The organism is Gilliamella sp. ESL0441, from assembly GCF_019469185.1.
Taxonomy (GTDB): Bacteria; Pseudomonadota; Gammaproteobacteria; order Enterobacterales; family Orbaceae; genus Gilliamella.
Genome location: NZ_CP048264.1, coordinates 1,284,235 through 1,310,344, shown reverse-complemented (window position 1 = coordinate 1,310,344; position 26,110 = coordinate 1,284,235). Strand labels below are relative to the sequence as shown.

The window sequence follows — 26,110 nt, the reverse complement described above, 5'->3', positions numbered from 1 at the left end:
ATCTGATAGCACATGAGTTAAAAACCAAAATTACCAATAGAAGCCTGTAAAATATGATAATATTAAATATATAAAACTCAATTTAGGATAAACAAAGATTATGATACCTGATGTTTATAAAGCACTTAATTGGTTAGAAAAACATTATACGATTTTACAAGGTATTCAACGTGGACTGGAACGAGAGACCTTACGAATTTTACCTGATGGTTCTTTATCTAAAACGCCTTTTCCCAATAAAATTGGTTCAGCTTTAACTCACCCTTGGATCACAACTGATTTTGCTGAATCGATGCTTGAGTTTATAACCCCAGTAAATACGAACATTGATTATATGTTAACGTTTTTACGAGATTTACATCGTTATGCCAGTATTAATATTGGTGATGAAATGATGTGGCCACTGAGTATGCCGTGTTTTGTTGCCAAAGAAGACGATATTATTTTAGCGCAATATGGTTCTTCAAACGAAGGGCGTTTTAAGACACTTTATCGTGAAGGTTTGAAAAATCGATACGGTGCGATGATGCAAACTATTTCAGGTGTCCATTACAATTTTTCATTACCTACGGCATTTTGGCAGGCAAGAGACGGGGTAAAAAATACTGAAGAGGGTAAAGATGTCATTTCCGAAGGCTATTTTACTTTAATTCGTAACTATTATCGCTTTGGTTGGGTGATTCCGTATCTTTTTGGTGCATCGCCATCAATGTGTTCTTCGTTCATTCAAGATCCCGAAAAAGCGAAAGCATTTATCGAGCAAACCAATGGTAATTGCTACTTACCTTATGCCACTTCTTTAAGGCTTAGCGATATTGGGTATACCAACAATGCTCAAAAGCAATTGGGTATTACGTTTAATCATTTGGATACTTATGTCGAGGGATTAAAACGTGCAACCAAAACACAATCACCTGAATTTAGTCGTCTAGGTATTAAAGTTGATGGTCAGTATCGTCAATTAAATGATAAAGTCTTACAAATTGAAAATGAGTTTTATGCGCCGATTCGTCCTAAACGTGTTCCTAGGGCAGGGGAATCACCTTCAGATGCATTGCTACGCGGGGGGATTGAGTATATCGAAGTAAGAGCTTTAGATGTTAATCCATTTTCACCAATCGGGATTACAGAAGAACAAATTCGATTTATCGATTTATTTTTAATCTGGTGTGCATTAGCACCAGCACCAGAAATGAGCAGCCAAGAGCTTGAGTGTGCAAAACTAAACTGGAATCGAGTGATTTTAGAAGGTCGAAAACCGGGTATTGAAATAACAATGGGGTGTGGAAGTTATCATGAACCAATGGCCAAAGTAGGTCATCAATTATTTAAGGATTTATTGCGTGTTGCCGATGTTTTAGATCATCATGATGAAAAGCAACACTACCGTAAGGTTTGTGAGCGACTTGATATTATGTTTGATCACCCCGAATTAACCTTATCAGCAAGAACATTACAAGCGATTAGTGATTTGGGTACAGCTAAATTTGGTTTAGCTTTAGCAAGTCAATATAAAAAACAGTTATTATCAGAACCTTTAGCCGTGTTAACCGATAATGATTTTGTTCAACAACGTTATTTATCACTCGAAAAGCAAGAAAAATTAGAACAAAATGATAAACTATCATTTGATGAATATTTAACTCTACAAAATAAATAGTTAATATGTTTAAGCATCGAGATTATACCTTACGGTATCGGGCAAATAGTCAGGTTGAAGTTATTTTACCTAATAATCAGATTGTTATTAATAAACCTCTAATTGATAAAACCTCTTTTTCAATTTTGGTTTGGAATATCTTCAAGCAAAAAAGAGCTGATTGTATAGAGATTTTAGAACAATATGCCAGCAAAGCTAAATTGATTTTATTGCAAGAAGCTCAAACAACTCCTCAATTGTTGAATTTTATTTCACGACGAAATAAGATAGCCGATCATGTACCAGCTTATTGCTTTAACAATATTTATGCTGGGGTAATGACAATAACAGACACAGTACCGACTTATTTGTTTTCATTCAGGGAAAGAGAACCGCTTATCCGAGTACCAAAATCTGCTTTAATAACAATTTATCCTATTTTTAATTCAAATCAACAATTGCTCGTTGCAAATATTCATGCGGTTAACTTTAGCATTGGCGTTAAAAGTTATCGGCAACAAATGCACATGTTATTAAATCGAATTAAGGAGCATAAAGGGCCTGTAATTTTAGCAGGAGATTTTAATGCTTGGAGTCAGCAACGATTAAATCTTTTGTATCAGTTAGTTGAAACGATCAATCTTAAGCCAGTAAATTTTAGTATTGATATCAGAAAAACGTTTATGGGTAGACCACTAGATTTTGTATTTTATCGAGGGTTACAATTAGATACCGCTAAAATAATAAGTACGACAGCATCTGATCATAACCCTCTGTGGGTCACTTTTAAATTGGATCTACAACATTGATGGTTAATACGTCACCCTCTTTAATTGTTGGGTTTTTCATATTATTCCACGTTAAAATATCTGTCATTTTTACTCGATAATTTTGTGCTATCGAATAAAGGTTATCACCAGCTTTGACTTGATAAGAAATCTGCTTTTTAGCATTATTAGCAGAATGAAGTAATGTATTCTTATTATTAATTCCACTGATAACTGATGATTTTATTGTTGCTGTTTTTACTTCAAATGGCATCATGTTTTGTGGCACATTTTGTAGAAGTTCTGTAATTTCTGCCGAAACAAGATTTTGAGCCCGTAATTTTTGATGTAGTTCTTTTGCATAAGAATAAGGAACTAGCAAATGGAACGGGCCGTTTACTGTTTGTTGCAAATATCCGGCATTAAAACTTTTCAAATTATTAATTGGAATACCAGTGAACTGAGCGATTTTAGCTAATGAAATATTCTGAGACACATCAATTCGAACTAATGAGTTTTCATAGCTACAATCAGGTAATTTGATACCGTAACGTTTGCTATTTTTTACAATATCAATTATTGCTAAAATTTTCGGGACATAACGCATAGTTTCGTTTGGCAATTCAAGTGACCAATAGTTAGTAGGTAATCCATTGGCTTGATTTTGTGCAATTGCTTTTCTAATGCGTCCTTCACCAGCATTATAGGCAGCTAGCGTTAATAACCAATCACCTTTAAAACGTTTATTCAGGTTTTGCAATAATGTAATAGCTGAATTTGTAGAAGCTATAAGATCTCGACGCGGATCGAATGAACCACTTTTCTTCAAACCATACTCTTTTGCTGTAATTGGAACAAATTGCCATAATCCAGCCGCTTTACCTGCTGAAGTTGCTAATGGATCATAAGCACTTTCTATTAATGGAATTAATGCTAATTCAACGGGTAAATTATTCTGACGAAGTTGATCAATAATATAATAAACGTAAGGCTCTGAACGAAGAGCAATCGTTTCAAAAGCTTGAGGATTACGTAGTAACAGTTGTCTCTCTTCTTTTATGCGTTTATTTTCGGGAACTTTAACATTAATCTGGCTTAACATATAATGCCAAGGATTTTGAGTGATAGATGTATAATTTATACCACCACTTTTAATTCCGCTAGTAACGACTGGTTTCGAGTTATGTGTTTGATAGTCACTACTATTATATTGAGATTGATGGTTCTGGCACGCAACTAAAAACGAACATAATGCTGTGAATATAAATAACTTTTTCATTACCTTATTACATTAAACATTTATTAAAACCGTGTATTATACCTAAAAAATATCTTTTTGGCTCCTAAAAAAAACAAATAAGTCTAACTCATTGTTAAAATTGAACTTATTTTGTATCTTTTTGTCTTTGCATCGTAGAAAAACATTAATTTGTTTTTCATCTCTTAAAATAGATGGCAAAGTAATTGATTTATTACAAATTAAATTATAATAGGCACTAATTTTAGTGTCATTTGGTAACATGTTTAGCGCAAAATCGAGATTAGATTTTGTATATTCATGACCTGCACAGATTAAGGTATCATCCGATAATTGGGCTAATTTGTTAAGTGAATTTAGCATTTGTTGATGTGTACCTTCAAAAACACGACCACAACCAGCCGAAATTAGCGTATCTCCACAAAAAAGATAAGGCTGACAATAGTAGGCCAAATGACCTAATGTATGACCGGGCACTGGAATGATCTCAAATGTGAAATCAGCAATAATTAATTTATCTTTATTTTCTATATATTGAATGGATAAAGGAATCTCTTTGGGTCCATATACCTCAATATAATTAAACTCTTTTTGTAGTCTTACCACGCCACCAATGTGATCTATATGGTGGTGAGTAAGCAAAATTGCAAGGGGGGTTAAATTATGTTGATGTAGATAGTTAAAAACAGGTTCGGCAGCACCCGGGTCAATGATAATAACTTGTTTAGCATTATTCTCTAATAACCAGACATAATTGTCTTTTAATACTGGGATTATGTGTAATTTATACATAAATGAAATCCATGCTATTAAGTGACATTTGATAACTATAATGGGTAAAACATAATGTTAAATGATGTTGTTTAAACCTCATTACGCTAAATTTGACTGTTCAAAAAAAGTATCCACTAAAGTAGGGGACTCCGCTTTAGATTTGGCAATGATATCACATTGTTCATTTTCAGGGTGCCCGGCGTGACCTTTTACCCAAATCCAATCGATTTTATGTGCTTGTACTGCTTTATCAAGTCTTATCCATAAATCAACATTTTTGACAGATTTGTTATTTGCAGTTTTCCATCCATTTTTTTTCCAGGTATAAATCCATTTTGAAATGCCATTTTTCAAGTATTGGCTGTCGGAATAGAGATCGATTTGACAAGGCTCTTTTAATTTTTCTAAAGCGATAATTGCTGCTAATAACTCCATTCTATTATTAGTTGTGTTGAAATATCCTTCAGATAATATTTTTTCAGTTTGTTTGTATCTTAAAATAGCGGCATATCCGCCTGGCCCGGGATTTCCCAAACAAGAACCATCTGTAAATATTTTTATATTTTTCATCATGTTATTTGAGTTTTGACAGTTGTATCAATCGTTGAATTGCTTATAAATAAAATATAACACAATATCGAAAAAAAATTTAATTTGTTATTAAGTTAATTGTTGGTGTATCAACATTGGTCTGTTTTAGTGATAAACTAATCTACTTATAAACATTCCGACGACTAAACAATTAAGAGAATAACGTGATAACTCATTCTACTCGCCAAATTGTACTCGATACAGAAACAACAGGTATGAATCAAGATGGCAATAATCATTATGAAGGACATAAGATTATTGAAATTGGTGCTGTTGAGATCATCAATCGCCGTTTAACGGGCAATCATTTTCATGTCTATATTAATCCTGAACGCTTAATTGATGAAGAAGCGTTTAAAGTCCATGGTATAAGCAATGAAGCTGTTAAAAATGAACCGATATTCAAAAATATTGCCCATGATTTTATTAAGTTTATTGACGGTGCTGAATTAATTATCCATAACGCATCGTTTGATGTTGGGTTTATGGATTATGAGTTTCGTCTTTGTGGTTTAGATTATAAAACCGCTGATCACTGTATTGTTACCGATACCTTAGCAATGGCAAGACGCCTATTCCCTGGTAAACGGAATAATTTAGATGTACTTTGTGAACGCTATCAAATTGATAATTCTCATCGTACACTTCATGGCGCTTTACTCGATGCTGAGATTTTAGCTGAAGTATATTTAGCTATGACAGGGGGACAAACAACGTTGTCTTTCAATATGGATGAACATAATTTAGCTAATGGTGAAAACAGTAATACTCTTCAGAGAATAGAGCGAGGAGCGACTCCGTTAAAAGTCATAAAAGCATCTGAATATGAATTGTCAGAACATGAATCGGTTTTATCCAAAATTGATAAAAAAAGTGGCGGAGCATTATGGCGCGCCAGTAAATGATTGTTTTCTATTCAATTGATTTCATATTTTAAAATATCTATTGACGTCATCGAAAATAATCTTTAATATCACGCCTACTTCAGCAGTGATGCCTTGAAGTAGTCTAAAAAGCGGAGCGGTAGTTCAGTTGGTTAGAATACCTGCCTGTCACGCAGGGGGTCGCGGGTTCGAGCCCCGTCCGTTCCGCCAATTTCATCAGTTTTTTCCCATAATGTTTTTCTTTTTCAATCCTTTCTGTAAAATGAATAATTAACTATTTTATTTTCAATTTGTCTTTTTGGATTTTAATCAGATAATTAAGTGCTTCTTCGTTGTTTTGTAATCCATGATAAAAACATGCATCCCAATTATTTGGTGTTCCGCCATTATTTTCGTAAATTAATTGGATTTCATTTAATTTTTTAATAATGTCCTCTAAATTAATTGCGTTTTTTAAATATACTCTTGGTGATTCACATAATTTTGTCCATAAATAAGAGAAATGATTCTTGATTCCTGAAGGGATGACAATATTATTGATATGCCATTCCACAATAATTTTTTCTTTATCTTCAACATTTACAGCTATAGGGGTAATTAGCGGAGCTCTCCAATCCGGTTTAAAGTGGGAAGACATAACTCTTTTCTCAACAAAATTATCGAAATAAGGGTGAATAGGTCTTTCATGTAAGCTGTTTCCTTTTATTTTTAATGACCGTTCTTTATTACATCTATCACAAGCTGGTACGAGATTTTTGGAAAAAAAAGAGTATTCTGGATATATCGATTTAGGTAAATAATGATCGATTGTACCATTGCCTGATCTGCCACACATTGGGCATGCACCTTGAATGCTTTCTCTCAGCGATTTAATAAATTTTAATGCCTGTGGAGGGTTATCGTATAAACGATTCATATGTTCTTTAAATTCTGATAAAGGGGATATTGTTTCTTCAGACAGTGAATTTATCAACCATGGATTACCATTCTGGTGATCATAATTCTCATAGCATTGTTTGATAATATCGATATAAGACGAAATAAATCGAATATGTTTTCCTCTTCGATTATTGTGACAGAGTTCATCTAATTTACAGCTATCAATGATTTCTGCATTGTTATAATGTGGAAGATTTAGCTTTCTCATATTAACGTTCCATCTTGTTTCTTAGCTGTAAAAGTGCATCTGGACTTATTTCACCAATATATTTATTGAGAATTTCATCGAAAGTTAAATCATCTTTAATGTTATCAACTAATTCATTGTATAGATGGATTAACAGATCATCGCCAAAGATTTCATTTGAGATGCTGGTCACATTAGCGCCTAGTGTTTGCAAACGAGGTTGTTTAATTTTTAAATCAGCTTCATCTTTTTCGATAATATGAACTTGTGCACTTTGTACTTCTCTGACAATATAAGGAGAGTGTGTCGCAATAATGGCGATGGATTTTGTGGTGTCCAATACATTATTTAAAATTCTCATAAATTGCGAAATAAGATTAGGATGTAAAAAAGTTTCTGGTTCATCAATAAGGAGTACAGATGCCGGCCCGACATTGGCAAAAACATTTAAAATAAAACGGATAAATGTTGCTTGTCCTAAACTTGGTTGATATTTTTTCCCTTCTTTATAAATAACTAGATTCTTTTCTCGATCAATCGTCGCTATCCTATCAAGTCTACGTTGCTCACCATTGCATCGGGTGAAGTTTTTTATTTCAATTTCGTGGTGTCGAGCTAAGTTAGCTGAATGATCCAGTATCAGGGGAACGTTAATTGTTAAATCATAAAGTTCTTGGGAAATGATATTACATAATTCGGCTATTCTATTGTTTCTTAACACATCTACCAATAAATCATTATCTGTTTTTTCATTAAAATATCTGTCGTTCTGAATATTAGGATCTAGCTGCGAAATACAGACATTAGGATTATTGATAAGTTCTTTGTCAATTGCGTTAAGTGTTGCATGATGAGCAAATAATATAACTTGGTTAAAGTCGAGTTGTGGAACAATTGAGATATGTTTTGATTGCCTATCAGCAAGTGCTTTAACGAGTTCTGTCAGTATCGTTGTTTTTCCGCATCCATTTTGCCCTATAATGGTCGCAATACGCCCTCGTAATTTATTCTGATTGGTAAATTTAAATTCAAGTTGAAGAGAATCTAAATTTTTAAAAGTGATATTGAAGGTCTGTTTAGAGTCAGCATTTTCAATAACTTTTCCTTGTATAATTGAATATCCATGCCTATAAGCAAAATACGCTTCACTCGTTCTGAGCATTGCTCGACTATAAACCTCGGTTTTGTAAAAATCCTCCCACTTTGGTATACCAGAAGTATTATCAATAGATAAACAAATATCATTTATTTCCTTTAAAATATTTATTGCTTTTTCAGAACCAATTAATCGACTGATTGCACCATAAGATTTTTGATTTGTGAATAAATTAGCAAAAGCTAAATCTATCGAAAAAAGATTTACAAATTTCTCTTTTTTTAGAATTGTAGAAACATACTTATAAGTATTATCTTGATCTTTGAAAGCAAATTTTGAATCAAACCATTCAATTGAATTATCATTTAATCGAATACCTATTTCTGTCGCTAATTGGTATCCAAAATCATTCCAATTACTCTGTATCGGTTGTATAAATACTTGTCCTTCTGTTAAACATTCTGTCGAACAATCTGGGGCGCAAAGAAGTATGGTTAATTTTTCCTTTTTTTCCATATGAAAACTAATCCAAGACTAAAATTACTGAAATATATAATTGTTTTATATAACACATTCAATATAAATGCAAAGAAAAATGTATATTAATCAATACGAAAAAATTGTGTTTCATAACGTTTCTTTCTTTTTATACTCTGTTATATACTTGGATTGTCGCACAATTATTAATTTATGTAATGATTAAGTTTTTTGGAATATTGAATTCATGCTTTGTTATTCGCAATAAATTTTATGAATTATCTATAAGTATACTTAGTTATGTTAAAAAAATGGTTATTTATTATTATAGGTGGAGTTTCTTTTTTGCTGGGAACAGTAGGCATTTTCGTGCCACTTTTGCCAACAGTGCCTTTCTATTTGTTAACAGCATATTTGTGGCTTAATAGTTCAGAACGTCTTTATCGCTTTTTTACTCAAAGTCATTATTATCAAACTTATATACAAAAGATGCTTATTGAGAAGAAAGCATCTAAAAAAAGTTTGTTTAAAATGCTAGCTATGGTTTTTATCGTATTATTAATCCCATTTATTTTTATTCATTCCTTGCATGTGCGCATTATTTTAGTAATCGTTTTTTTAGCGCATATTGTTGTTGGCTTTTATTATTTTAGAAAAAAGAAAATATATAAAAATAAAAAACGGTAATTACAGGGTGCGTTACCCTGTAACGATTATAAACATGGTTAACAATCTATTAAAGACTTTTCTTAATTTCTATAGCAAGAAGCGGATTCCACATGGCTCCTGTCGCACTCATTACAGCATCAGCCCCATTTTTAATGAATTGGTGATAATGTTCACTGTTGCTAACTCCACCAACACCTATAATGGCAAATTTTAAATCCATTTGTTGACGATATTTATCAAGGCGACTCACCATATCTAAACCGGCCCAACGAATTGCATCACCACAAATTCCACCTTCTTTTCTGTTTTCTCCTAAAGCTGGTTGACCGTTTGCATTAACAGGTTTTGCAGATAACGTATTAATAGCACTTAATCCATCAATTATCGAACCGACTTTTGTAAGTAATGAAATAATTCTTTCATCATCTGGGAAATAGGCTAGTTTCAATATAAGTGGACGATCGGGGACGGTATTTTTGATTTCTTTTACGATACGTTCTACTTTATCCACATCAAAACAAAGTAATTTACTTGCTCCTTCATTTGGACAGCTTAAATTTGCTTCTAGAATTGGGGCATTAGTTTCTCTTACTAATTTAGCGGCTAACGCATAATCTTTTTCTATTTCGCCATGTCCTTGTGTTCCTTGAAAACTACCAATAACATATTGTCCTTGACCTGCAGCTTTCACAGCATCAGCCATATCAGGTTGCCAAATATCAGGAGCAAGAGAAGGGACACCAAAGGAATTAGTAATCGATAAAGGTTGAGTATAATTTGTATCTGCTAAGACAGTATCAAGATTACTGGATAATTTCCCGTTAGGATGAACAGATAATACATTGGGTAATGGATGACATTTATGAAATTTTGTTCTAACAGTTTTATAAACACACAAGTCAAATCCATAAGCAAAGGCAGCTTTAATATAATTTGCATTTAATAATGGACCGGCTGGCATTCCAAAAGGTAGATTGACATCAAAATTCAAAAATTTGGTCGATTCGGTTGTCATTTTTTCTGCTTTTTCAAGTTGAGAAAATAGCCCAAAAGGTCCTTTGGCATAGTTATCTTCATAACTTATAGTCGGATCGTAAAATGGTGTCAAAGATTTCATAACATCTCCTGTTTGATGAATGTGCTGATAATATTGATAGTTAGATTAGGAATTAGAAGAATAACGATAAAATTTGAGATAAAAAAAATCCTCCATAAAGGAGGATCAAATAACATGGCTAAAAAAGAACAATGAGTGAGTTTTGATTGTTGCCTGGAAATTATCATATTAATCATCTCTTATTCTCTTTTTAATAAGCTACAAGGCATTCTAGCCGATTAAAATGAAAGTTCAAGATAATAGTTGGTTTAAATATATAAGTAAATGAAATAGTTATAGTGTTTTTTTTTAGATTTTTAAATGCTATTTTTTATTCAAAAATAGAAACTCAGCTAAATAATAAGCAATATCGTTTTTTAATATTACGATATCTTTTCTAAAACACTAATAAATATATAAAAAATGTTGTCTAAAAAATAATACTTCAGAACATCAAAAGTCTTTTTCTAAGTAGAGAATGTCAATAAGTAATGATATGATCACCTTAGTAAATAAATCTGAATAAAATAATTAGGTATATAATAATGAAAAAAGAAAATATTTTTAAACCCTTCACTTTACCCAATGGCGTTGAGCTTAAAAATAGAATCATGATGGCGCCAATGACGACATGCTCCGGATTTTATGATGGTTCTGTCACACATGATTTGATCGAGTATTATCGAGATCGATCTGGTGAAATAGGAACAATCATCGTTGAGTGTGGATTTGTCGATAATAAAGGATTAGCGTTTCCTGGTGCGATAGGTTTAGATAACGATGATAAAATTGAAGGATTAGCAAAAATTGCCAAAGCGATCAAAGAAAAGGGATCGAAAGCGGTTATTCAAGTTTATCACGGTGGACGAATGGTTGAACCTAAGCTCATCGGCGGACAGTCTCCTGTTGGACCAAGTGCTATCGCAGCACCAAGGGCAGGAGCTGCAACACCAATCGAATTAACGGCTGACGAAGTCGACGACATGATCGAAAAATTTGGTCAAGCAGTGCGTCGTGCTATTGAAGCCGGTTTTGATGGTGTTGAAATCCACGGCGCTAACACTTATTTAATCCAACAATTTTATTCTCCAAATTCAAATCAACGAACTGATAAATGGGGTGGAAGCCGTGATAATCGCTTGCAATTCCCTTTAGCAATCTTAGATATCACCCATAAAATGGTTAAACAGTTTGCAACGCCAGAATTTATTGTTGGTTATCGTTTTTCTCCGGAAGAATTAGAAGTACCGGGTATTCGTTTTGATGACTCGATGTATCTACTTGAAAAGTTAGCTGACAAAGGGCTTGATTATATCCATTTTTCAATGGGCGCGATTTTAAGACCTTCAATTGTTGATACCCAAGATCCAACCCCGTTAATCAATAAATATGTGGCAATGCGATCTGCGACATTAGCTAAAATTCCGGTAGTAGGTGTAGGTAATGTGGTTAATCAAATTGATGTAGAAACGGCGATTGATAATGGTTACGATTTGGTCGCCGTTGGTCGCGCATGCATCGCTTATCCAGACTGGATTAGTCGTATTGAAAAAGGTGAACAACTGGAGCTAACCATCAGTAGTGACAAACGTGAAGAATTAAATATTCCTGAGCCTTTATGGCGTTTTTCATTAGTTGAAGCACTAATTCGTGATGCGAGTTTAAATAATAAGAAGTTCAAACCAGGTCAATATCAAGAAAAAGTTAATGATGAATCTTATGAATTTCTTATCAATGTCGAATTAGGCAAAGATTTCATTAAAGATATGCAACTTGTGAATGCTAATGAATTTGATCATCAAATTTTAGATAATTTTGCAGAAATTAAACAAAGAATCATTAATTCAAATAGTCCACATGTGGATGCTATTTCAGGGGCTACATCTCAATGTGAAGCGTTCAAAAAAGCCGTTACTAAGGCCATGACACAGTCGAATAAAGAAGCCATTATTGCTGAAGGTGGTGATCCAAATGATAAATCTTACGATATTGTTGTCGTGGGAAGCGGGGGAGCAGGGCTGGCTTCTGCAATACGAGCTCATGATTTAGGTGCTAGCGTTGTTGTCGTTGAAAAAATGCCTGTTATTGGCGGAAATACCAATAAAGCGTCTGCTGGTATGAATGCAGCTGAAACTAAATTCCAAAAACTTAAAGGTATCGTAGATAGTAAGGATCTATTCTATAAAGAAACTTTGGCTGGAGGTAAAAATAAAAATAATCCAGAGTTACTCCGTTATTTTGTTGAAAATGCTCCCGATGCGATTGATTGGTTAGATGAAAACGGTATTGAACTAAGTGGTATTACGACAACAGGTGGAATGAGTATTGACCGTACACATCGACCAGCTAGTGGTGCAGCTGTTGGCGGCTTTTTGATTAGTGGATTGGTAAAAAATCTTAATAAACGTGGTATTGAAGTCATGTTAGATACTAATGTGACTGAAATCGTTACCGAAAATCATAAAGTTGTTGGCGTTAAAGTCGTTGAAGAAGACGGCACAAATTATATTATTAAAGCAAAAGCGGTTGTGATAGCAACGGGCGGATTCAGTGCTAACCGTGAAATGGTTGAAAAATATCGTCCTGACTTAAAAGGTTTTGTGACAACCAACCATAAAGGGGCGACAGGTTCTGGTATCATGATCTTAGAAAAACTTGGGGCTGGCACTGTTGATATGGGCGAAATTCAAATCCATCCAACTGTTGAACAAACTACCTCATATTTGATCTCAGAATCTATACGTGGCGGTGGCGCAATTCTTGTTTCTCAAGAAGGTAAACGTTTTGTTAATGAATTAGATACCCGAGATAAAGTTTCAGCGGATATCATCAAATTACCTGAACACTATTCCTATATTTTATTTGATCAACAAGTTCGTGACGAAAATAAAGCCGTTGAAGAGTATGTTTCTAATGATCTGGTTGTTCAAGCTAATTCAATCGCTGAATTAGCTAACAAACTTTCTATTGATGCTCATAATCTGTCTAAAACGATTGATCGTTATAATCAGTTTGTAATGAACAAACAAGATGAAGATTTTGGTCGAACGACGGGAATGCGTCATCCAATTAATACTGCCCCGTTTTATGCAATTAAAATTGCACCGGGTGTTCACCATACAATGGGAGGTGTAACAATTAACACTGAGACACAAGTACTTGACAATGATAAACATGTAATTAAAGGTGTTTTTGCTGCGGGTGAAGTTGTTGGTGGTGTACATGGAGCAAATCGTATTGGTGGTAATGCTGTTGCAGATATCATTATTTTTGGTATGCAAGCAGGTAAAAAAGCCACTGATTACATTAACAGTTAATTGAAATTGGCTTAAAAATGGGAAGTTCTACTACCTTCGAGTATACTCAAACATTGATGGGGATGACGGTGACATTGACGCTACTTGAGCAGAATGAAACCGTCGCAAAACTTGCTTTTGCTACTATTAAATTGCTTGAAGATAAATTGACGGTTAATCGCCCTGTATCGGAGGTTATGTCAATCAATCTTGCAGCAGGAAAACATCCGGTAGTAGTAAGCTTACCAGTATTTTCACTTATTAAACAGGCTTGGCAACTAAGCCTGAATCCCAATAGTTGTTTTAACTTGGCTATCGGTCCTGTGGTCAAACTTTGGAAAATAGGGTTTAAAGGGGATAGCATTCCTGCCGATGATTATATCAAGCAACAACTTTTATTAACCGATCCACTAGATATAGAACTAAATGATAAAACCCATTCTGTTTTTTTAAAAAAGGCAGGAATGGAGATAGATCTTGGTGCTATCGCAAAAGGTTATATCGCTGATGTTATTAAAAGTCTGTTACTTGAACATAACATTCACTATGGCATCATAAATTTAGGCGGAAATGTACTAACGTTAGGATCTTCCCCAATAGAAAAGTCAGGTTATTGGTGTATAGGGTTAAGAAAACCCTTTTCTTTATCTGACGAGTTAGCAGGTATAATAAAAGTCAAAAATAAATCAGTCGTCACATCTGGTATTTATGAACGCTATTTTGCTCAAAATAATCGCCTTTATCATCATATTTTTAACCCGTTAACTGGTTATCCTCTTGATAATGAAGTTGAGAGTGTTACCGTTATTTCAGATACTTCTCTTGAAGGCGATATTTACTCAACAATTCTGTATGGATTAGGGGTGAATAACAGTTGTGAATATTTAAAGAAGCATCAGGATATTTCAGCTATTTTTTTATTGAAAGATAAAACGATGACCCTGATCAATCCAAATAATTTTAAATTTGATCTGATTGATAAACACTATGAAATGAATCTGAATTAAGAATCAATGAAATTGCTAAACTTTTATTGTTCTAAATGAATTAATTACGTTTTTTAAATTTAAGAAGGAAATTATTATGAACGCAGTGAAAAAACCGCCAGTAAAATGGGTACCGCTCATAATTATTGCAGCTATTTCAGCAATATTATGGCTATTTGTTTCGCCTCCACAAGGAATAAGTACAGAAGGTTGGCGAACAAGCATTATTTTTGTGGCAACTATTGCCTGTATTGTTGCAGAAATTATGCCAATTGGCGCAATTGGATTATTAGCCATTACGGTTTTTGCTATTTTAAGACCATCGGGTGCGGCTAATGCAACCGAATCAATCAAAATATCATTGAGCGAATTGAATAGTAGCTTAATTTGGCTAATTGTAGTTGCTTTTATGATTGCAAGAGGATTTATTAAAACAGGTTTAAGTAAACGTATTGCTTATTATTTGGTTAAAATTTTAGGTAAAAATACTTTAGGCTTAGCTTATGGTTTATCCGTTACAGATGTCGCTTTAGCACCGGCTATACCAAGTACAACTGCTCGGGCTGGCGGTGTGATTTATCCAATCGCTGAAGCATTATCGATTAACTTTAATTCCAATCCAAAAGATGAATCAAGAAGTCGAATTGGCACTTTTTTAATGTTAACCATTAGTCATATCAATGATATTACCTCAGCAATGTTTTTGACTGCATTTACCGGTAATTTATTAGCCGCTAAATTAGTCACAGAAACATTAGGCGTGACATTGGGATGGGGACAGTGGTTTATTGCAGCTATCGTACCTTGTTTAGTTTCTTTTATTGTGATTCCATTAGTCATTTATTTCTTAACCAATCCAGAGCTTAAAAAGACACCTGATGCGCCAAGATTAGCCGTTGAAGAATTGAAAAAAATGGGACCAATTACCGCTAAAGAAATTATTATGGGTGGTACGGTAATTTTATTATTAGGTCTTTGGATTTTCGGTAAAGACTATTTAGGTATTGATGCAACAACGACTGCTTTTATTGGTTTAACGATTTTAATCTTAACTGGTGTACTAACCTGGGATGATGTGAAAGGTGAAAAAGCGGCATGGGATACCTTAATTTGGTTTGCGGCTTTATTAATGATAGCAGGACAAGTCAATAAGCTAGGTGTTACAAAATGGCTAGGCGATACTATCGGTAGTGCAGTAAAGGGGCATTTAGGTGATAGTAGCTGGGTATTTGTTATCATTATTTTGTGTGTTGCCTATGTTTATTTACACTATTTCTTTGCTAGTGGCAATGCGCATATTGCGGCGCTATTTCCAGTATTCTTATCTGTAGCAGTGGCACTTCATGTTCCACCAATGATTGCGATATTTGCATTAGTTATTTGTACCAACTATTTTGGTTCCATTACCCAATTTGCCAATGCTCGAAATCCGTTGTTATTTGCTGAAGGTTTTGTTCCAGTCAAAACATGGTGGAAAGTAGGATTTATCTGTAGCGTTGTTAACTTAACCATTGTGTTTACCGTTGGTCTTTTGTGGTGGAAAATGTTGGAATTAGGTTAAGAAATAACGTATCTTCAACATTAAACAAAAAAACCGCCGATTTTTTGGCGGTTTTTAATTCTCAAAATACAAAAATCTAAGACAAAATAATCGTTAAACTCCAATCATTAATTGCCTGCCAATATTTTTGTTCCTGCTCTAGATCCAATAAAATCAATTTATTAGCTTCAACAAAACTGGTATCAATCTCGAATGTAACTTTAGTTAATTTATCTTTAACCAATTTTAATCTAAATGCATTCAAATTAATGTGTGTGGAGCGTTGGTTATTAATCAAAATGGAAAGTCTGAGAATTTGTAATAATGAAATAATGTGTTTAAATTCAAAAAGGCTGAAATAAGGAAATGCTTCAATATTAATCGATTTTCGATGATAACGAACAAGTGTCGATAATAATAGTTGTTGTTCCTCGTTAAATCCTGGCAAATTGCTGTTTTGCAAAATGTAACTTGAATGCTTATGTACAGACGTAAAATTAATTTTTAATCCCACTTCATGTAAAAGTGCCGCCCAATATAAAATGGATTCAACACAGATTGGAATATCGATTTGAGCTTGTTCTTTCCATTGCAAAAAGAAGTATTTTGCTGTTTTGACAACTTGCATAGCATGACGTTGATCAATATTGTAGTGTTTAGATAAAGATTCGGCAGTGGTTTGACGTATGTCTCGATAATTAGGACCACCAATTAATTCATACAAAACCCCTTCACGTAAAGCATTAGAACTATACTGTAGGGCGTTTAATCCCAATGCGTTAAAGACCCCACAAAATATTGCCAATCCGCTAACAAAAACCTGTTTACGTTCATTAGATAGAGAAGGGTAGTTAATGTCGTTAAATGTATCAAAATCTAAAACATAACTAACTAAATCATCTAATCTTTTGGGGGTGATAATACCGTCACTCACCCCAAGATCTAATAAAATATGGTGAATAGATTTGATGGTTCCTGACGTACCAAAAGCAACCGTGATATTCTGTTTTTTTATGGTGCTAATCATGGTTTCAATTTGTTGTTCGGCCGCAAGTTTTGCTCGTTGAAATGAATCTACATCAATCTTCTGTTGTGGAAAAAAACGTTTATTAAAGGTTACGCAACCCATTGGACGGCTAGCCACGAGTATGGGTTTTAGATCATTGCCTTTGCCAATCGCAATTTCCGTTGATCCTCCGCCAATATCAATAACAAATTTAGTATCGATTGCAGAAGTGGGTTCAGCTGTCATGGTACCTAAATAGACTAAACGCGCTTCTTCTTGTCCCGATATAATTTCTATAGGATAAGGTAAAATTTTAGCTGCTGCCTTTAAAAACTTATTTCTATTGGCGGCAACACGTAGAGTGTAAGTTGCAACAATTCTCACATTTTCTGGAGGAAATCCATTTAAACGCTCAGCAAATAGTTCCAGACACTCAATGCCTCGTTTAATACTTGATTCACTTAATTGATATTTTTCATCTAATCCTGTCGCTAAATGAATATTCTTCTTGTTTTTATAAATTATTTGTGTTGCGCCATTAATAATTCGGGCGATGATCATATGAAAACTATTTGAACCTAAATCGATAACCGCATATTCATTAGATTTCTTCACTGTTAGATATCCTTATTGTTTAGCTTCTAATTGTTTTAAATAATCATAAATAGCGTGCTGTGCTCGAATTTTTTTCTTATTACCTCGTTGAACATAGTTATTCATGTTTTCTTTATCAATAATTCGTGCTTTGACATTATCATTACATTGGATATTAAAAATATCATGAATAGTTGATTTTAAAATAGGGTCAAATATCTTCACACCAACTTCTATGCGGTTATCTAAATTACGTGGCATCCAATCAGCAGATGAGATGAAAGTATCCTTTTTTCCGTCATTTTCAAAAATATACACCCGTGCGTGTTCTAGGTATTGATCGACGATACTGGTCACATAAATATTTTCACTTAAATTTGGAATTTGTGGCTCTAATACGCAGGTTCCACGAACAATCATTCTAATTTTTACACCTTCACATGAGGCTCGGTATAACTGGTCTATCATCTCTTTATCAGTGATCGCATTAAGCTTTAAATAGATGCCAGAAGGTTTTCCTGCTTTTGCATTTTGAATTTCTCTTTCAATAAATTCATGAAAACGCAAACGCGTATTTTGAGGAGAAACAAGCAAATGATTAAACGAAACCGGCTTGAATGGATTTTCAATAAAATTAAATACCTTTATGACTTCATCGGTAATGGCCGGATCGGCAGTTAATAGTGAAAAGTCTGTATACACACGGGCAGTTTTTTCATTGAAATTACCCGATCCAATATGTGCATATCGGACAATTTTATTTTCTTCTCGACGATCGATTAAAAATAGTTTGGCATGAATTTTGAGTTTGGGTTGTGAATAGATAACTTTAATTCCACTACTTATTAGTCTTTTTGCCCATTTGATATTTGCTTCTTCATCAAATCGAGCCTGAAGTTCCACAACCACGGTGACTTTTTTACCGTTATTCGCTGCATTAATTGCAGCATGGATAAATCGAGAATCTTTTGCTACCCGATAAATATTCATGCGGATATGGGTTACAGCAGGATCAAATGAAGCTTGTCGCATAATTTCTAATACATGCCCAAATGAATAGTAAGGGTAGTAAAGAAGTACATCACGATCTTTGATCGTTGCAAACGCATTTCTAAACTTCTTAAAACGATTATAAGCCAAACTCGGTAATCGTTTATTCAAAAGATTTTTTCCACCAAGGTCAGGAAAGTTAGCCAGATCTTTAAAATTAGGGTAACGTCCACCAGGCATGGCATCTTGTTCAGTTAATCGTAATTTGTTAATTAACAGTTCAAATAATGCTTTTGGCATATCTTTCTGATAAGTAAAGCGAACGGGTTGAGCAGTTAATCGCTGCTTTAATCCTTGTGACATTAATTCTAATAAACTGTCTAACTCGGTATTTAATTCATATTCTGCATCTCGGTTAATGTTGATTGAATAGGCATTTAATTCAGTAGCATCAAAAAAGACTTTAAAGATATCAGATAAACAATAGCGTAAAATGTTATCCAAAAAGATAATGGATTTATTTTTAGTTGATACTTCTGAAGGTAAAAGTACAAATCGAGGTGCATTATCTGTCGGTAATTCAAGCAGGGCATAACTTATCTTTTCTTCACAAATAATTTCGACAGCTAAATAGGCATGATCATCCTTCAAAAACTGGATAAGTTCTGTATGACTATCAAGTAATATCGGTGTAATGTACTGTCTTAAATTCTGTTTGTAATAATTTTTTATCCAATCTTCTTGATAAGAGGAGAGTTGTCTTTCATTAATAAGAAAAATTTGATTTCTTGCCATTTCAAGAAGTAATTCGTTATAAAGCTGATCAAACTGTAGTTCAAGCTGTATCACTTTTTGATTAACTTGTCTTAATAATGACCTGGCATTAGAGGTAGCACAATGCCCTTGTTCCTCTTCAATTAATACGTATTTTTTTAGATTGGCGTATTGTACTTTATAAAATTCATCGAGATTGCTGGAATAAATACCTAAAAATCGAACACGTTCAATAAGTGGATTAGTCTTGTCAGCGGCTTCTTGTAATACACGTTGATTAAAAGCAAGCCAACTAAGTTCTTTGGGAAAATACACTTTTTCTTGTAGCATTCTTTATCTCTTAAAATACAATAATGAAATTTAATACAGGATAACTTAACTTAAAAAAAAAGCTAGCATATAGCTAGCTTTTAATCTAAATATAATAAATAATTTTTGCTGGAAAGCAACTTTACTTAAATACGGTGAACTGAAGTGGTATTCGTTGTGCCACTTGGTACTAAAGCACCTGAAACCATGACAATAGTATCACCTTGTTGTAAACCACAAATTTTTACAGCTAACTCTTTACCTAAACGGTAGAAATCATCTGTTGAATTAATTGCATCGATTAAAATTGGCTCAACACCTTTTGTTAGGGCTAATTGATTAACCGTTTTTTGACTTGATGATAAGGCTAAAATACGCGCTTTAGGGAAATAATGACGGACTTCACGAGCAGATTTACCGCTACGAGTTGCAACAACAATTAAAGGTGCACTTAGACGTTCCGCAATTTCTACCGCACCACAACAAACAGCCGCAGTAATACGTAATTTTTCTTCTTTAGCGGTAAGCTCTAAAGAAGCAGGAATAGTAATGTCAGTACGTTTACAGATAGTCGCCATAACATTTACGGTTTCTAAAGGATATTTTCCTTTCGCACTTTCACCAGAAAGCATGACAGCATCAGTACCGTCGATGATTGCATTTGCCACGTCTCCTGCTTCTGCTCGAGTAGGGCGTGGATTTTTAATCATGGAATCAAGCATTTGAGTTGCAGTAATAACTGGTTTAGATGCTTTATTACATTTTTGAATCATCATTTTTTGAGCAAAAATAACTTCTTCAACCGCAATTTCAACCCCTAAATCACCACGAGCAACCATGATACCGTCAGATGCTTCTAAGATTTCATCAAAATTATCTAACCCTTCTTGGTTTTCAATTTTAGAGATAATTTTAATTTCTTCTCCACCATGTGATTTTAAGTGTGCACGGATATCTTCAACATCAGAACGTTTACGAATAAAAGATGCAGCGATAAAATCTACACCTTGTTCACAACCAAAAATAAGGTCATTTTTATCTTTTTCTGCAAGTGCGGGTAATTTAATTGAAACACCTGGTAAATTGATACCTTTATTTTCACCCAAATCACCGTTATTTAAAACAGTACAAATAACTTCGTTTCCTTTAACTTCCTTCACGTCCATTGCAATCAAACCATCATCGACAAGAACACGATTACCTGGTTTAAGATCTTGAGCAAAACCTTTATAAGTTACAGCAACACGCTCAGAATTCCCAACGACAGTTTCGTCAGTTGTGAATGTGAATGTTTGACCTGCAACTAGTGAAACGTCATTCCCACCTTCCAATTTTATTGTACGAATTTCAGGACCTTTTGTATCAAGCATAATAGCCGCTTTTAAACCCGTTTCTTGCATGACTTCTCGGAGGTTTTTAATTCGATTTCCATGCTCCTCATAATCACCATGAGAAAAGTTTAAACGCATAACGTTCATGCCAGCATTTAATAATTTAGCTAGCATCTCTTTTGATTCTGATTTTGGTCCAATAGTACAAACGATTTTTGTCTTTTTCATAATATTATCTACTAGTTGTTAAGGTTAAAGTTCAAATTTTAAATAAACTATTTTCAATTCTGTTCATACAAAAAAAAACCAATGCCCATGCATTGGTATATAAAAAGGTAAAAGTAACCTGAAAAGTTACTTGTATTAACTGCAATATTTGAAAAATTAAATATTTTCATCAAAAAATATATATCCTTAAAAATCTGTGTTTATTATAGTCTTAACCACACTTTAAATAAAGTTTTTTATCAAAAAACTAGATAATATTTGACGAAAAAAGAAGAATCATATTAATGTATATTACATTAGATCTTTAAGTTGATAAATGAGTTCATTACTTTCATTTTTTAAGGTCAATTGATCTTTGTCTAAAGTTACTTTAGCACCTTCAGTAATTAGTTGGGAAATAATGCCATCTAACTTATCTAATTGTTCGTCATTACAAAGCATTCTTGTCATACCAACACCGGCTCCTTTGATTGTTTCATTTTCTAAATTAACTTTAGCAACAAAACGATTACACATTTTACCCGTTACATTCATGTTTTCGCCAAATTCAAGTTCGGCTGCCTTATCTTCAGAAACATCTTGCCCATTTGCTTTTACCAATAAAAAACGATGATGCATTAAATCTTCAGCTTTAACTTTATTAGATTCTCCACATCCAGTCACAACTAATGCTCCTGCAAATAATGTTGTTAATAGTAATGTCTTTTTCATCTTAACTCCTAATGACAGTTTAAATTTGTTATAATAGATTTAATTAAAAATAATTACTTATATTTTACTATTTATGTTATCTCAACAGCAAATAAAATTTCTAAAATCAATGACTTTCTTGGATAAACACAAAATATTAAAACTGGCTAAGAATGATCAAGAGCCTGCAAAAATCGATTTAGCGATTACTCATGCTGTTTCTCATTATCAAGCAAGATTGGCTTCTTTACCAACGAAGATTGTGTTTCCTTCAAATTTGCCTGTAACTGAAAAAAAACAGGAAATTTATAATGCTATAGAAAAAAATCAAGTTGTTATTATTGCTGGTGAGACAGGTTCCGGTAAAACGACACAAATACCTAAGATTTGTTTAGAATTAGGTCTCGGTATAAAAGGATATATTGGTCACACCCAACCAAGACGGCTTGCAGCCCGTTCTGTTGCCAATCGTATTGCTGAAGAGTTAAATACTGAAATAGGGCAGTTAGTTGGTTATAAAGTCAGATTTTCGGATCAGGTTAGTGATACTACATTAATCAAATTGATGACTGATGGTATTTTGTTAGCTGAAATTCAAAAAGACAAACTTTTATTGCAATACGATACTATCATTATTGATGAGGCTCATGAACGTAGTTTAAACATCGATTTTATTCTTGGTTATTTGAAACAATTATTACCTAAACGTCCTGATTTGAAAGTAATTATCACTTCTGCAACTATAGATGTTGAACGTTTTTCTGAACATTTTAATCAGGCTCCAATAATTGAAGTATCTGGAAGAACTTATCCAGTGGAAGTGAGATATCGTCCTCCAATTTATGATAATGAGGATGATAAAGAGGCTAATAAAAATAGTGATTTTCAACCTATTATTGATGCAATTGATGAATTATCAAAAGAAAGTGCAGGCGATATTTTAATATTTTTAACGGGTGAACGAGAAATTCGAGATTTAGCTGATACGCTCAATAAGCTTGAATTGCGCCATACAGATATTTTACCTTTATTCGCTAGGTTATCGGCTTCTGAGCAGAATCGTATATTTCAGCCACACTCAAAAAGACGAATTGTTCTTGCCACCAATGTTGCGGAAACTTCTTTGACAGTTCCTGGTATTAAATATGTTATCGATTCTGGATTGGCCAGAATAAGTCGTTACAGCTATCGCACAAAAGTTCAACGTTTACCTATTGAGCCTATATCTCAAGCATCAGCTAATCAACGAAAAGGACGATGTGGACGTACTTCAGATGGTATTTGTATACGCCTTTATGATGAACAAGATTTTCTATCCAGACCTGAGTTTACTGAACCCGAAATTTTGCGTACAAATCTTGCTTCAGTCATATTACAAATGACATTTTTAGGTTTGGGTGATATCGCTGCCTTTCCTTTTGTAGAAGCTCCAGATTCAAAATATATTCGTGATGGAATTCGTTTATTAGAAGAACTGGGTGCAATTTTTACCAAACATCACCATTATCATTTGACTGAAATAGGTAAAATATTAGCACAATTACCTATAGATCCTAGATTAGCCAGAATGCTTGTTGAAGCAAGGCGATTAGGGTGTACAAAAGAAGTCATGATAGTGACAGCTGCGCTATCAATTCAAGATCCAAGGGAACGACCTTTTGACAAACAACAAGCTTCTGATGAAAAACATAAGCGTTTTGCGGATAAGGAATCTGATTTTGTATCACTTATTAACTTATGGAATTATATTCAAGAACAACAAAATTTGTTATCGGGTAATCAGTTTAGAAAATTATGTCAGAAAGAATATTTGAATTATCTCCGTATTCGAGAATGGCAAGATGTTTATACGCAAATTCGTCAAACCATTAAACAGTTGTCTTTTCCAATCAATAGTCAACCCGCAGATTATCGGTCGTTGCATGTGTCTTTATTGAGTGGACTGCTTTCCCATATTGGTCAAAAAGAAATTGAAAAAAATGAGTATTTAGGTGCTCGTAATATCAAATTTGCAATTTTTCCTAATTCAGTATTATTCAAAACGCAACCTAAATGGTGTATTGCAAGTGAACTGGTTGAAACTACCCGATTATGGGGTAGAACAGTTGCTAAAATAGAAGTCGAATGGATTGAACCAATAGCGAAACATTTAGTTAAATATAGTTACAGTGAACCTAGATGGTCTAAAAAGCAAGGGACAACGATTGCTAATGAAAAAGTCACATTATTTGGATTACCTATTGTCCAAAATCGAATAGTCAATTATAGCCGGATTGATCCAACATTGTCGCGCTCCTTATTTATTAGACATGCTTTGGTCGAAGGTGATTGGATTACTAACCACAAATTCTATAAGCAAAACCAAAAATTAATTAATGAAGTGGAAGACCTTGAACACAAATCTCGTCGACAAGATATCTTAATTGATGATGATGAATTGTTTACTTTTTATGAGCAGCGTGTTGATAAATCAGTTGTCTCAGCTAAGCATTTTGATAATTGGTGGAAACAAAAGCAAAAATCTTCACCTGATTTTCTTAATTTTGAAAAACAGATGTTAATCAACCAATCAGCACAATTGATTGATTTGAATCAGTTCCCTGATTTTTGGTCACAAAATCATTTAAAACTTCCATTAAGTTATGAATTTAATATTGGCCATAAGCGTGACGGTGTCACCGTTACGATTCCGATTGATTTATTAAATCAAATTAAAAATGAAGGGTTTGATTGGCAAGTGCCTGGGTTTAGAAAAGATTTGATAATATCATTAATTAAGTCATTACCTAAATCTTTAAGAAGAAGTTTAGTTCCGGCCCCAAATTATGCTGAAGCATTTTTAACTAGAGTTACATCTATGAAGTTCCCTTTACTTGAATCTATGCAAAATGAATTTCGAAAAATGACTGGCGTCCAAATTACTTCTGAAGATTGGCAATTAGATCAAGTTCCTGAACACCTGAAAATGACATTTAGTATTACAGACAATCAAGGTAAAGAAATTGCTTTTGGTAAAGATCTCGATCTTCTAAAAGAGCAATTAAAAGCAAAAATTCAATCAGCGTTATCCTCATTAACTGCTAAAAAATCAGCAAATCCAATTGAGATAAATAACCTAACCGATTGGACATTTGGTACGCTTCCAACTGTTTATGAAGAGAAACAAAAAAATTACACAGTTAAGGCTTACCCAGCTATTGTAGACGATCATAAATCAGTTAGTATTAAGTTAGTTGATAACCAAATCGAGCAACAGCGATTAACCAAGCTTGGTTTACGGCGTTTGCTCATTTTGAATATTCCTTCACCTATCAAATATTTACATGAAAAATTACCGAATAAATCTAAGTTAGGTCTTTACTTTAACTCATTTGGTACCGTACTGTCCCTTATTGATGATTGTATAGCCTGTGGAATTGATTATTTAATCGAAAAAAATGATAAACCTATTCAAACTGCTGAGCAGTATCAACAATTACTTGATTATACAAAAGCCCATATTAACCAAGTTGTTGTTGAGATAGCTAAACAAGTAGAATCTATCCTTACGCTTCATTTTAACATTAATAAAAAGTTGAAAGGTCGAGTCGATTTATCGCTAGCTTTTGCCTTATCAGATATTAAAAATCAACTTAATCATCTCGTTTATAAGGGATTTGTTTCACAATCAGGTTATGACAAATTGAATGATATTTATCGATATTTATCCGCAATAGAAAAGCGAATTGAAAAATTAATGCTTAATACGGCAAAAGATAGACAATCAATGAATATTATCGAAGAAATTCAGAATTATTATCATCACTTTTTAAGTAGCCTTTCAAAAAATCAGCAATTAGAAAATCGTGTTGTTGAGATTCGTTGGATGATAGAGGAATTGAGAGTTAATTTATTCGCACAGCAAATTGGTACTCCTTATCCAATTTCAGCCAAACGAATTAAGCAACAGATAGAGTCAATAAAATCCGAATTATGAAAATAATTTTAGT

The 26,110-nt window shown here is 33.6% G+C and carries 18 protein-coding genes and 1 tRNA gene; 9 read left to right on the top strand and 10 right to left on the bottom strand.

Annotation, left to right across the window (positions count from 1 at the left end; genetic code table 11):
• The first annotated feature begins 100 nt into the window (after positions 1–100).
• Both gshA and GYM75_RS05775 read left to right on the top strand, forming a co-directional pair.
• A complete protein-coding gene (gene gshA, locus GYM75_RS05780; RefSeq protein ID WP_220217204.1) occupies positions 101–1,660 on the top strand; it encodes a glutamate--cysteine ligase in 1,560 nt (519 codons plus the stop codon).
• Between the two features lie 5 nt (positions 1,661–1,665).
• Positions 1,666–2,448, top strand: coding sequence for an endonuclease/exonuclease/phosphatase family protein (locus GYM75_RS05775; protein WP_220217203.1), 783 nt, complete (start codon positions 1,666–1,668; stop codon positions 2,446–2,448).
• On the opposite strand, the gene GYM75_RS05770 is transcribed toward GYM75_RS05775, so the two are convergent.
• From GYM75_RS05770 to rnhA, 3 genes are all read right to left on the bottom strand, one after another.
• A complete protein-coding gene (locus GYM75_RS05770; RefSeq protein WP_220217202.1) occupies positions 2,426–3,685 on the bottom strand; it encodes a transglycosylase SLT domain-containing protein in 1,260 nt (419 codons plus the stop codon). The genes GYM75_RS05775 and GYM75_RS05770 overlap by 23 nt on opposite strands.
• A gap of 42 nt (positions 3,686–3,727) precedes the next feature.
• On the bottom strand, positions 3,728–4,456 hold the full coding sequence (gene gloB / locus GYM75_RS05765) for a hydroxyacylglutathione hydrolase (RefSeq protein ID WP_220217201.1): 729 nt from the start codon (positions 4,454–4,456) through the stop codon (positions 3,728–3,730).
• A gap of 81 nt (positions 4,457–4,537) precedes the next feature.
• Entirely contained in the window at positions 4,538–5,011 is a 474-nt protein-coding gene (gene rnhA, locus GYM75_RS05760; protein ID WP_220217200.1) for a ribonuclease HI, read from the bottom strand.
• Between the two features lie 182 nt (positions 5,012–5,193).
• Here rnhA and dnaQ point away from each other — a divergent pair, with 182 nt between their 5' ends.
• Together dnaQ and GYM75_RS05750 are read left to right on the top strand one after the other, a co-directional pair.
• A complete protein-coding gene (dnaQ, locus tag GYM75_RS05755) occupies positions 5,194–5,934 on the top strand; it encodes a DNA polymerase III subunit epsilon (protein ID WP_220217199.1) in 741 nt (246 codons plus the stop codon).
• Between the two features lie 112 nt (positions 5,935–6,046).
• Positions 6,047–6,123 (top strand) — tRNA-Asp (locus GYM75_RS05750).
• Positions 6,124–6,187: 64 nt separating this feature from the next.
• Here the strand turns inward: GYM75_RS05750 and GYM75_RS05745 are convergent.
• Entirely contained in the window at positions 6,188–7,060 is an 873-nt protein-coding gene (locus tag GYM75_RS05745; RefSeq protein ID WP_220217198.1) for an HNH endonuclease, read from the bottom strand.
• A 1-nt stretch (position 7,061) separates the two neighbouring features.
• The gene (locus tag GYM75_RS05740) at positions 7,062–8,651 is read right to left on the bottom strand and encodes an ATP-dependent endonuclease (RefSeq protein WP_220217197.1); all 1,590 of its coding nucleotides are present in this window, start codon (positions 8,649–8,651) and stop codon (positions 7,062–7,064) included.
• 261 nt (positions 8,652–8,912) lie between these two features.
• Between GYM75_RS05740 and GYM75_RS05735 the strand changes: the two genes are divergently transcribed.
• Positions 8,913–9,299 (top strand): YbaN family protein, encoded by a 387-nt coding sequence (locus GYM75_RS05735; RefSeq protein WP_220217196.1) that lies wholly within the window; start codon positions 8,913–8,915, stop codon positions 9,297–9,299.
• 49 nt (positions 9,300–9,348) lie between these two features.
• Here GYM75_RS05735 and GYM75_RS05730 read toward each other — a convergent pair whose 3' ends face one another.
• The gene (locus GYM75_RS05730) at positions 9,349–10,398 is read right to left on the bottom strand and encodes a hypothetical protein (RefSeq protein ID WP_220217195.1); all 1,050 of its coding nucleotides are present in this window, start codon (positions 10,396–10,398) and stop codon (positions 9,349–9,351) included.
• Positions 10,399–10,919: 521 nt separating this feature from the next.
• On the opposite strand from GYM75_RS05730, the gene GYM75_RS05725 reads away from it, so the two are divergent.
• The 3 genes from GYM75_RS05725 to GYM75_RS05715 all read left to right on the top strand — a co-directional run bounded on the left by GYM75_RS05725 (position 10,920) and on the right by GYM75_RS05715 (position 16,220).
• Positions 10,920–13,694 (top strand): flavocytochrome c, encoded by a 2,775-nt coding sequence (locus GYM75_RS05725; RefSeq protein ID WP_370632164.1) that lies wholly within the window; start codon positions 10,920–10,922, stop codon positions 13,692–13,694.
• A 17-nt stretch (positions 13,695–13,711) separates the two neighbouring features.
• Positions 13,712–14,680 (top strand): FAD:protein FMN transferase, encoded by a 969-nt coding sequence (locus GYM75_RS05720; RefSeq protein ID WP_220217193.1) that lies wholly within the window; start codon positions 13,712–13,714, stop codon positions 14,678–14,680.
• 76 nt (positions 14,681–14,756) lie between these two features.
• A complete protein-coding gene (locus GYM75_RS05715; protein WP_220217192.1) occupies positions 14,757–16,220 on the top strand; it encodes a DASS family sodium-coupled anion symporter in 1,464 nt (487 codons plus the stop codon).
• A gap of 76 nt (positions 16,221–16,296) precedes the next feature.
• Here the strand turns inward: GYM75_RS05715 and GYM75_RS05710 are convergent, their stop codons facing one another.
• From GYM75_RS05710 to GYM75_RS05695, 4 genes are all read right to left on the bottom strand, one after another.
• The gene (locus GYM75_RS05710) at positions 16,297–17,820 is read right to left on the bottom strand and encodes an exopolyphosphatase (protein WP_220217191.1); all 1,524 of its coding nucleotides are present in this window, start codon (positions 17,818–17,820) and stop codon (positions 16,297–16,299) included.
• A 12-nt stretch (positions 17,821–17,832) separates the two neighbouring features.
• Entirely contained in the window at positions 17,833–19,893 is a 2,061-nt protein-coding gene (gene ppk1 / locus GYM75_RS05705; protein ID WP_220217190.1) for a polyphosphate kinase 1, read from the bottom strand.
• 125 nt (positions 19,894–20,018) lie between these two features.
• Positions 20,019–21,431, bottom strand: a complete 1,413-nt coding sequence (gene pykF / locus GYM75_RS05700) for a pyruvate kinase PykF (protein ID WP_220217189.1) — start codon at positions 21,429–21,431, stop codon at positions 20,019–20,021.
• Positions 21,432–21,722: 291 nt separating this feature from the next.
• Positions 21,723–22,142, bottom strand: a complete 420-nt coding sequence (locus GYM75_RS05695; RefSeq protein WP_220217188.1) for an META domain-containing protein — start codon at positions 22,140–22,142, stop codon at positions 21,723–21,725.
• 73 nt (positions 22,143–22,215) lie between these two features.
• Between GYM75_RS05695 and hrpA the strand changes: the two genes are divergently transcribed.
• On the top strand, positions 22,216–26,097 hold the full coding sequence (gene hrpA / locus GYM75_RS05690) for an ATP-dependent RNA helicase HrpA (protein WP_370632143.1): 3,882 nt from the start codon (positions 22,216–22,218) through the stop codon (positions 26,095–26,097).
• The last annotated feature ends 13 nt before the right edge of the window (positions 26,098–26,110 follow it).

Coding starts and splice junctions, on each gene's coding strand:
- GYM75_RS05720 (WP_220217193.1), top strand. CDS start 13,712: ATGGGAAGTTCTACTACCTTCGAGTATACTCAAACATTGATGGGGATG.
- GYM75_RS05735 (WP_220217196.1), top strand. CDS start 8,913: ATGTTAAAAAAATGGTTATTTATTATTATAGGTGGAGTTTCTTTTTTG.
- GYM75_RS05770 (WP_220217202.1), bottom strand. CDS start 3,685: ATGAAAAAGTTATTTATATTCACAGCATTATGTTCGTTTTTAGTTGCG.
- GYM75_RS05695 (WP_220217188.1), bottom strand. CDS start 22,142: ATGAAAAAGACATTACTATTAACAACATTATTTGCAGGAGCATTAGTT.
- rnhA (WP_220217200.1), bottom strand. CDS start 5,011: ATGATGAAAAATATAAAAATATTTACAGATGGTTCTTGTTTGGGAAAT.
- hrpA (WP_370632143.1), top strand. CDS start 22,216: ATGTTATCTCAACAGCAAATAAAATTTCTAAAATCAATGACTTTCTTG.
- GYM75_RS05715 (WP_220217192.1), top strand. CDS start 14,757: ATGAACGCAGTGAAAAAACCGCCAGTAAAATGGGTACCGCTCATAATT.
- pykF (WP_220217189.1), bottom strand. CDS start 21,431: ATGAAAAAGACAAAAATCGTTTGTACTATTGGACCAAAATCAGAATCA.
- GYM75_RS05730 (WP_220217195.1), bottom strand. CDS start 10,398: ATGAAATCTTTGACACCATTTTACGATCCGACTATAAGTTATGAAGAT.
- ppk1 (WP_220217190.1), bottom strand. CDS start 19,893: ATGCTACAAGAAAAAGTGTATTTTCCCAAAGAACTTAGTTGGCTTGCT.
- gshA (WP_220217204.1), top strand. CDS start 101: ATGATACCTGATGTTTATAAAGCACTTAATTGGTTAGAAAAACATTAT.
- gloB (WP_220217201.1), bottom strand. CDS start 4,456: ATGTATAAATTACACATAATCCCAGTATTAAAAGACAATTATGTCTGG.
- GYM75_RS05775 (WP_220217203.1), top strand. CDS start 1,666: ATGTTTAAGCATCGAGATTATACCTTACGGTATCGGGCAAATAGTCAG.
- GYM75_RS05740 (WP_220217197.1), bottom strand. CDS start 8,651: ATGGAAAAAAAGGAAAAATTAACCATACTTCTTTGCGCCCCAGATTGT.
- GYM75_RS05745 (WP_220217198.1), bottom strand. CDS start 7,060: ATGAGAAAGCTAAATCTTCCACATTATAACAATGCAGAAATCATTGAT.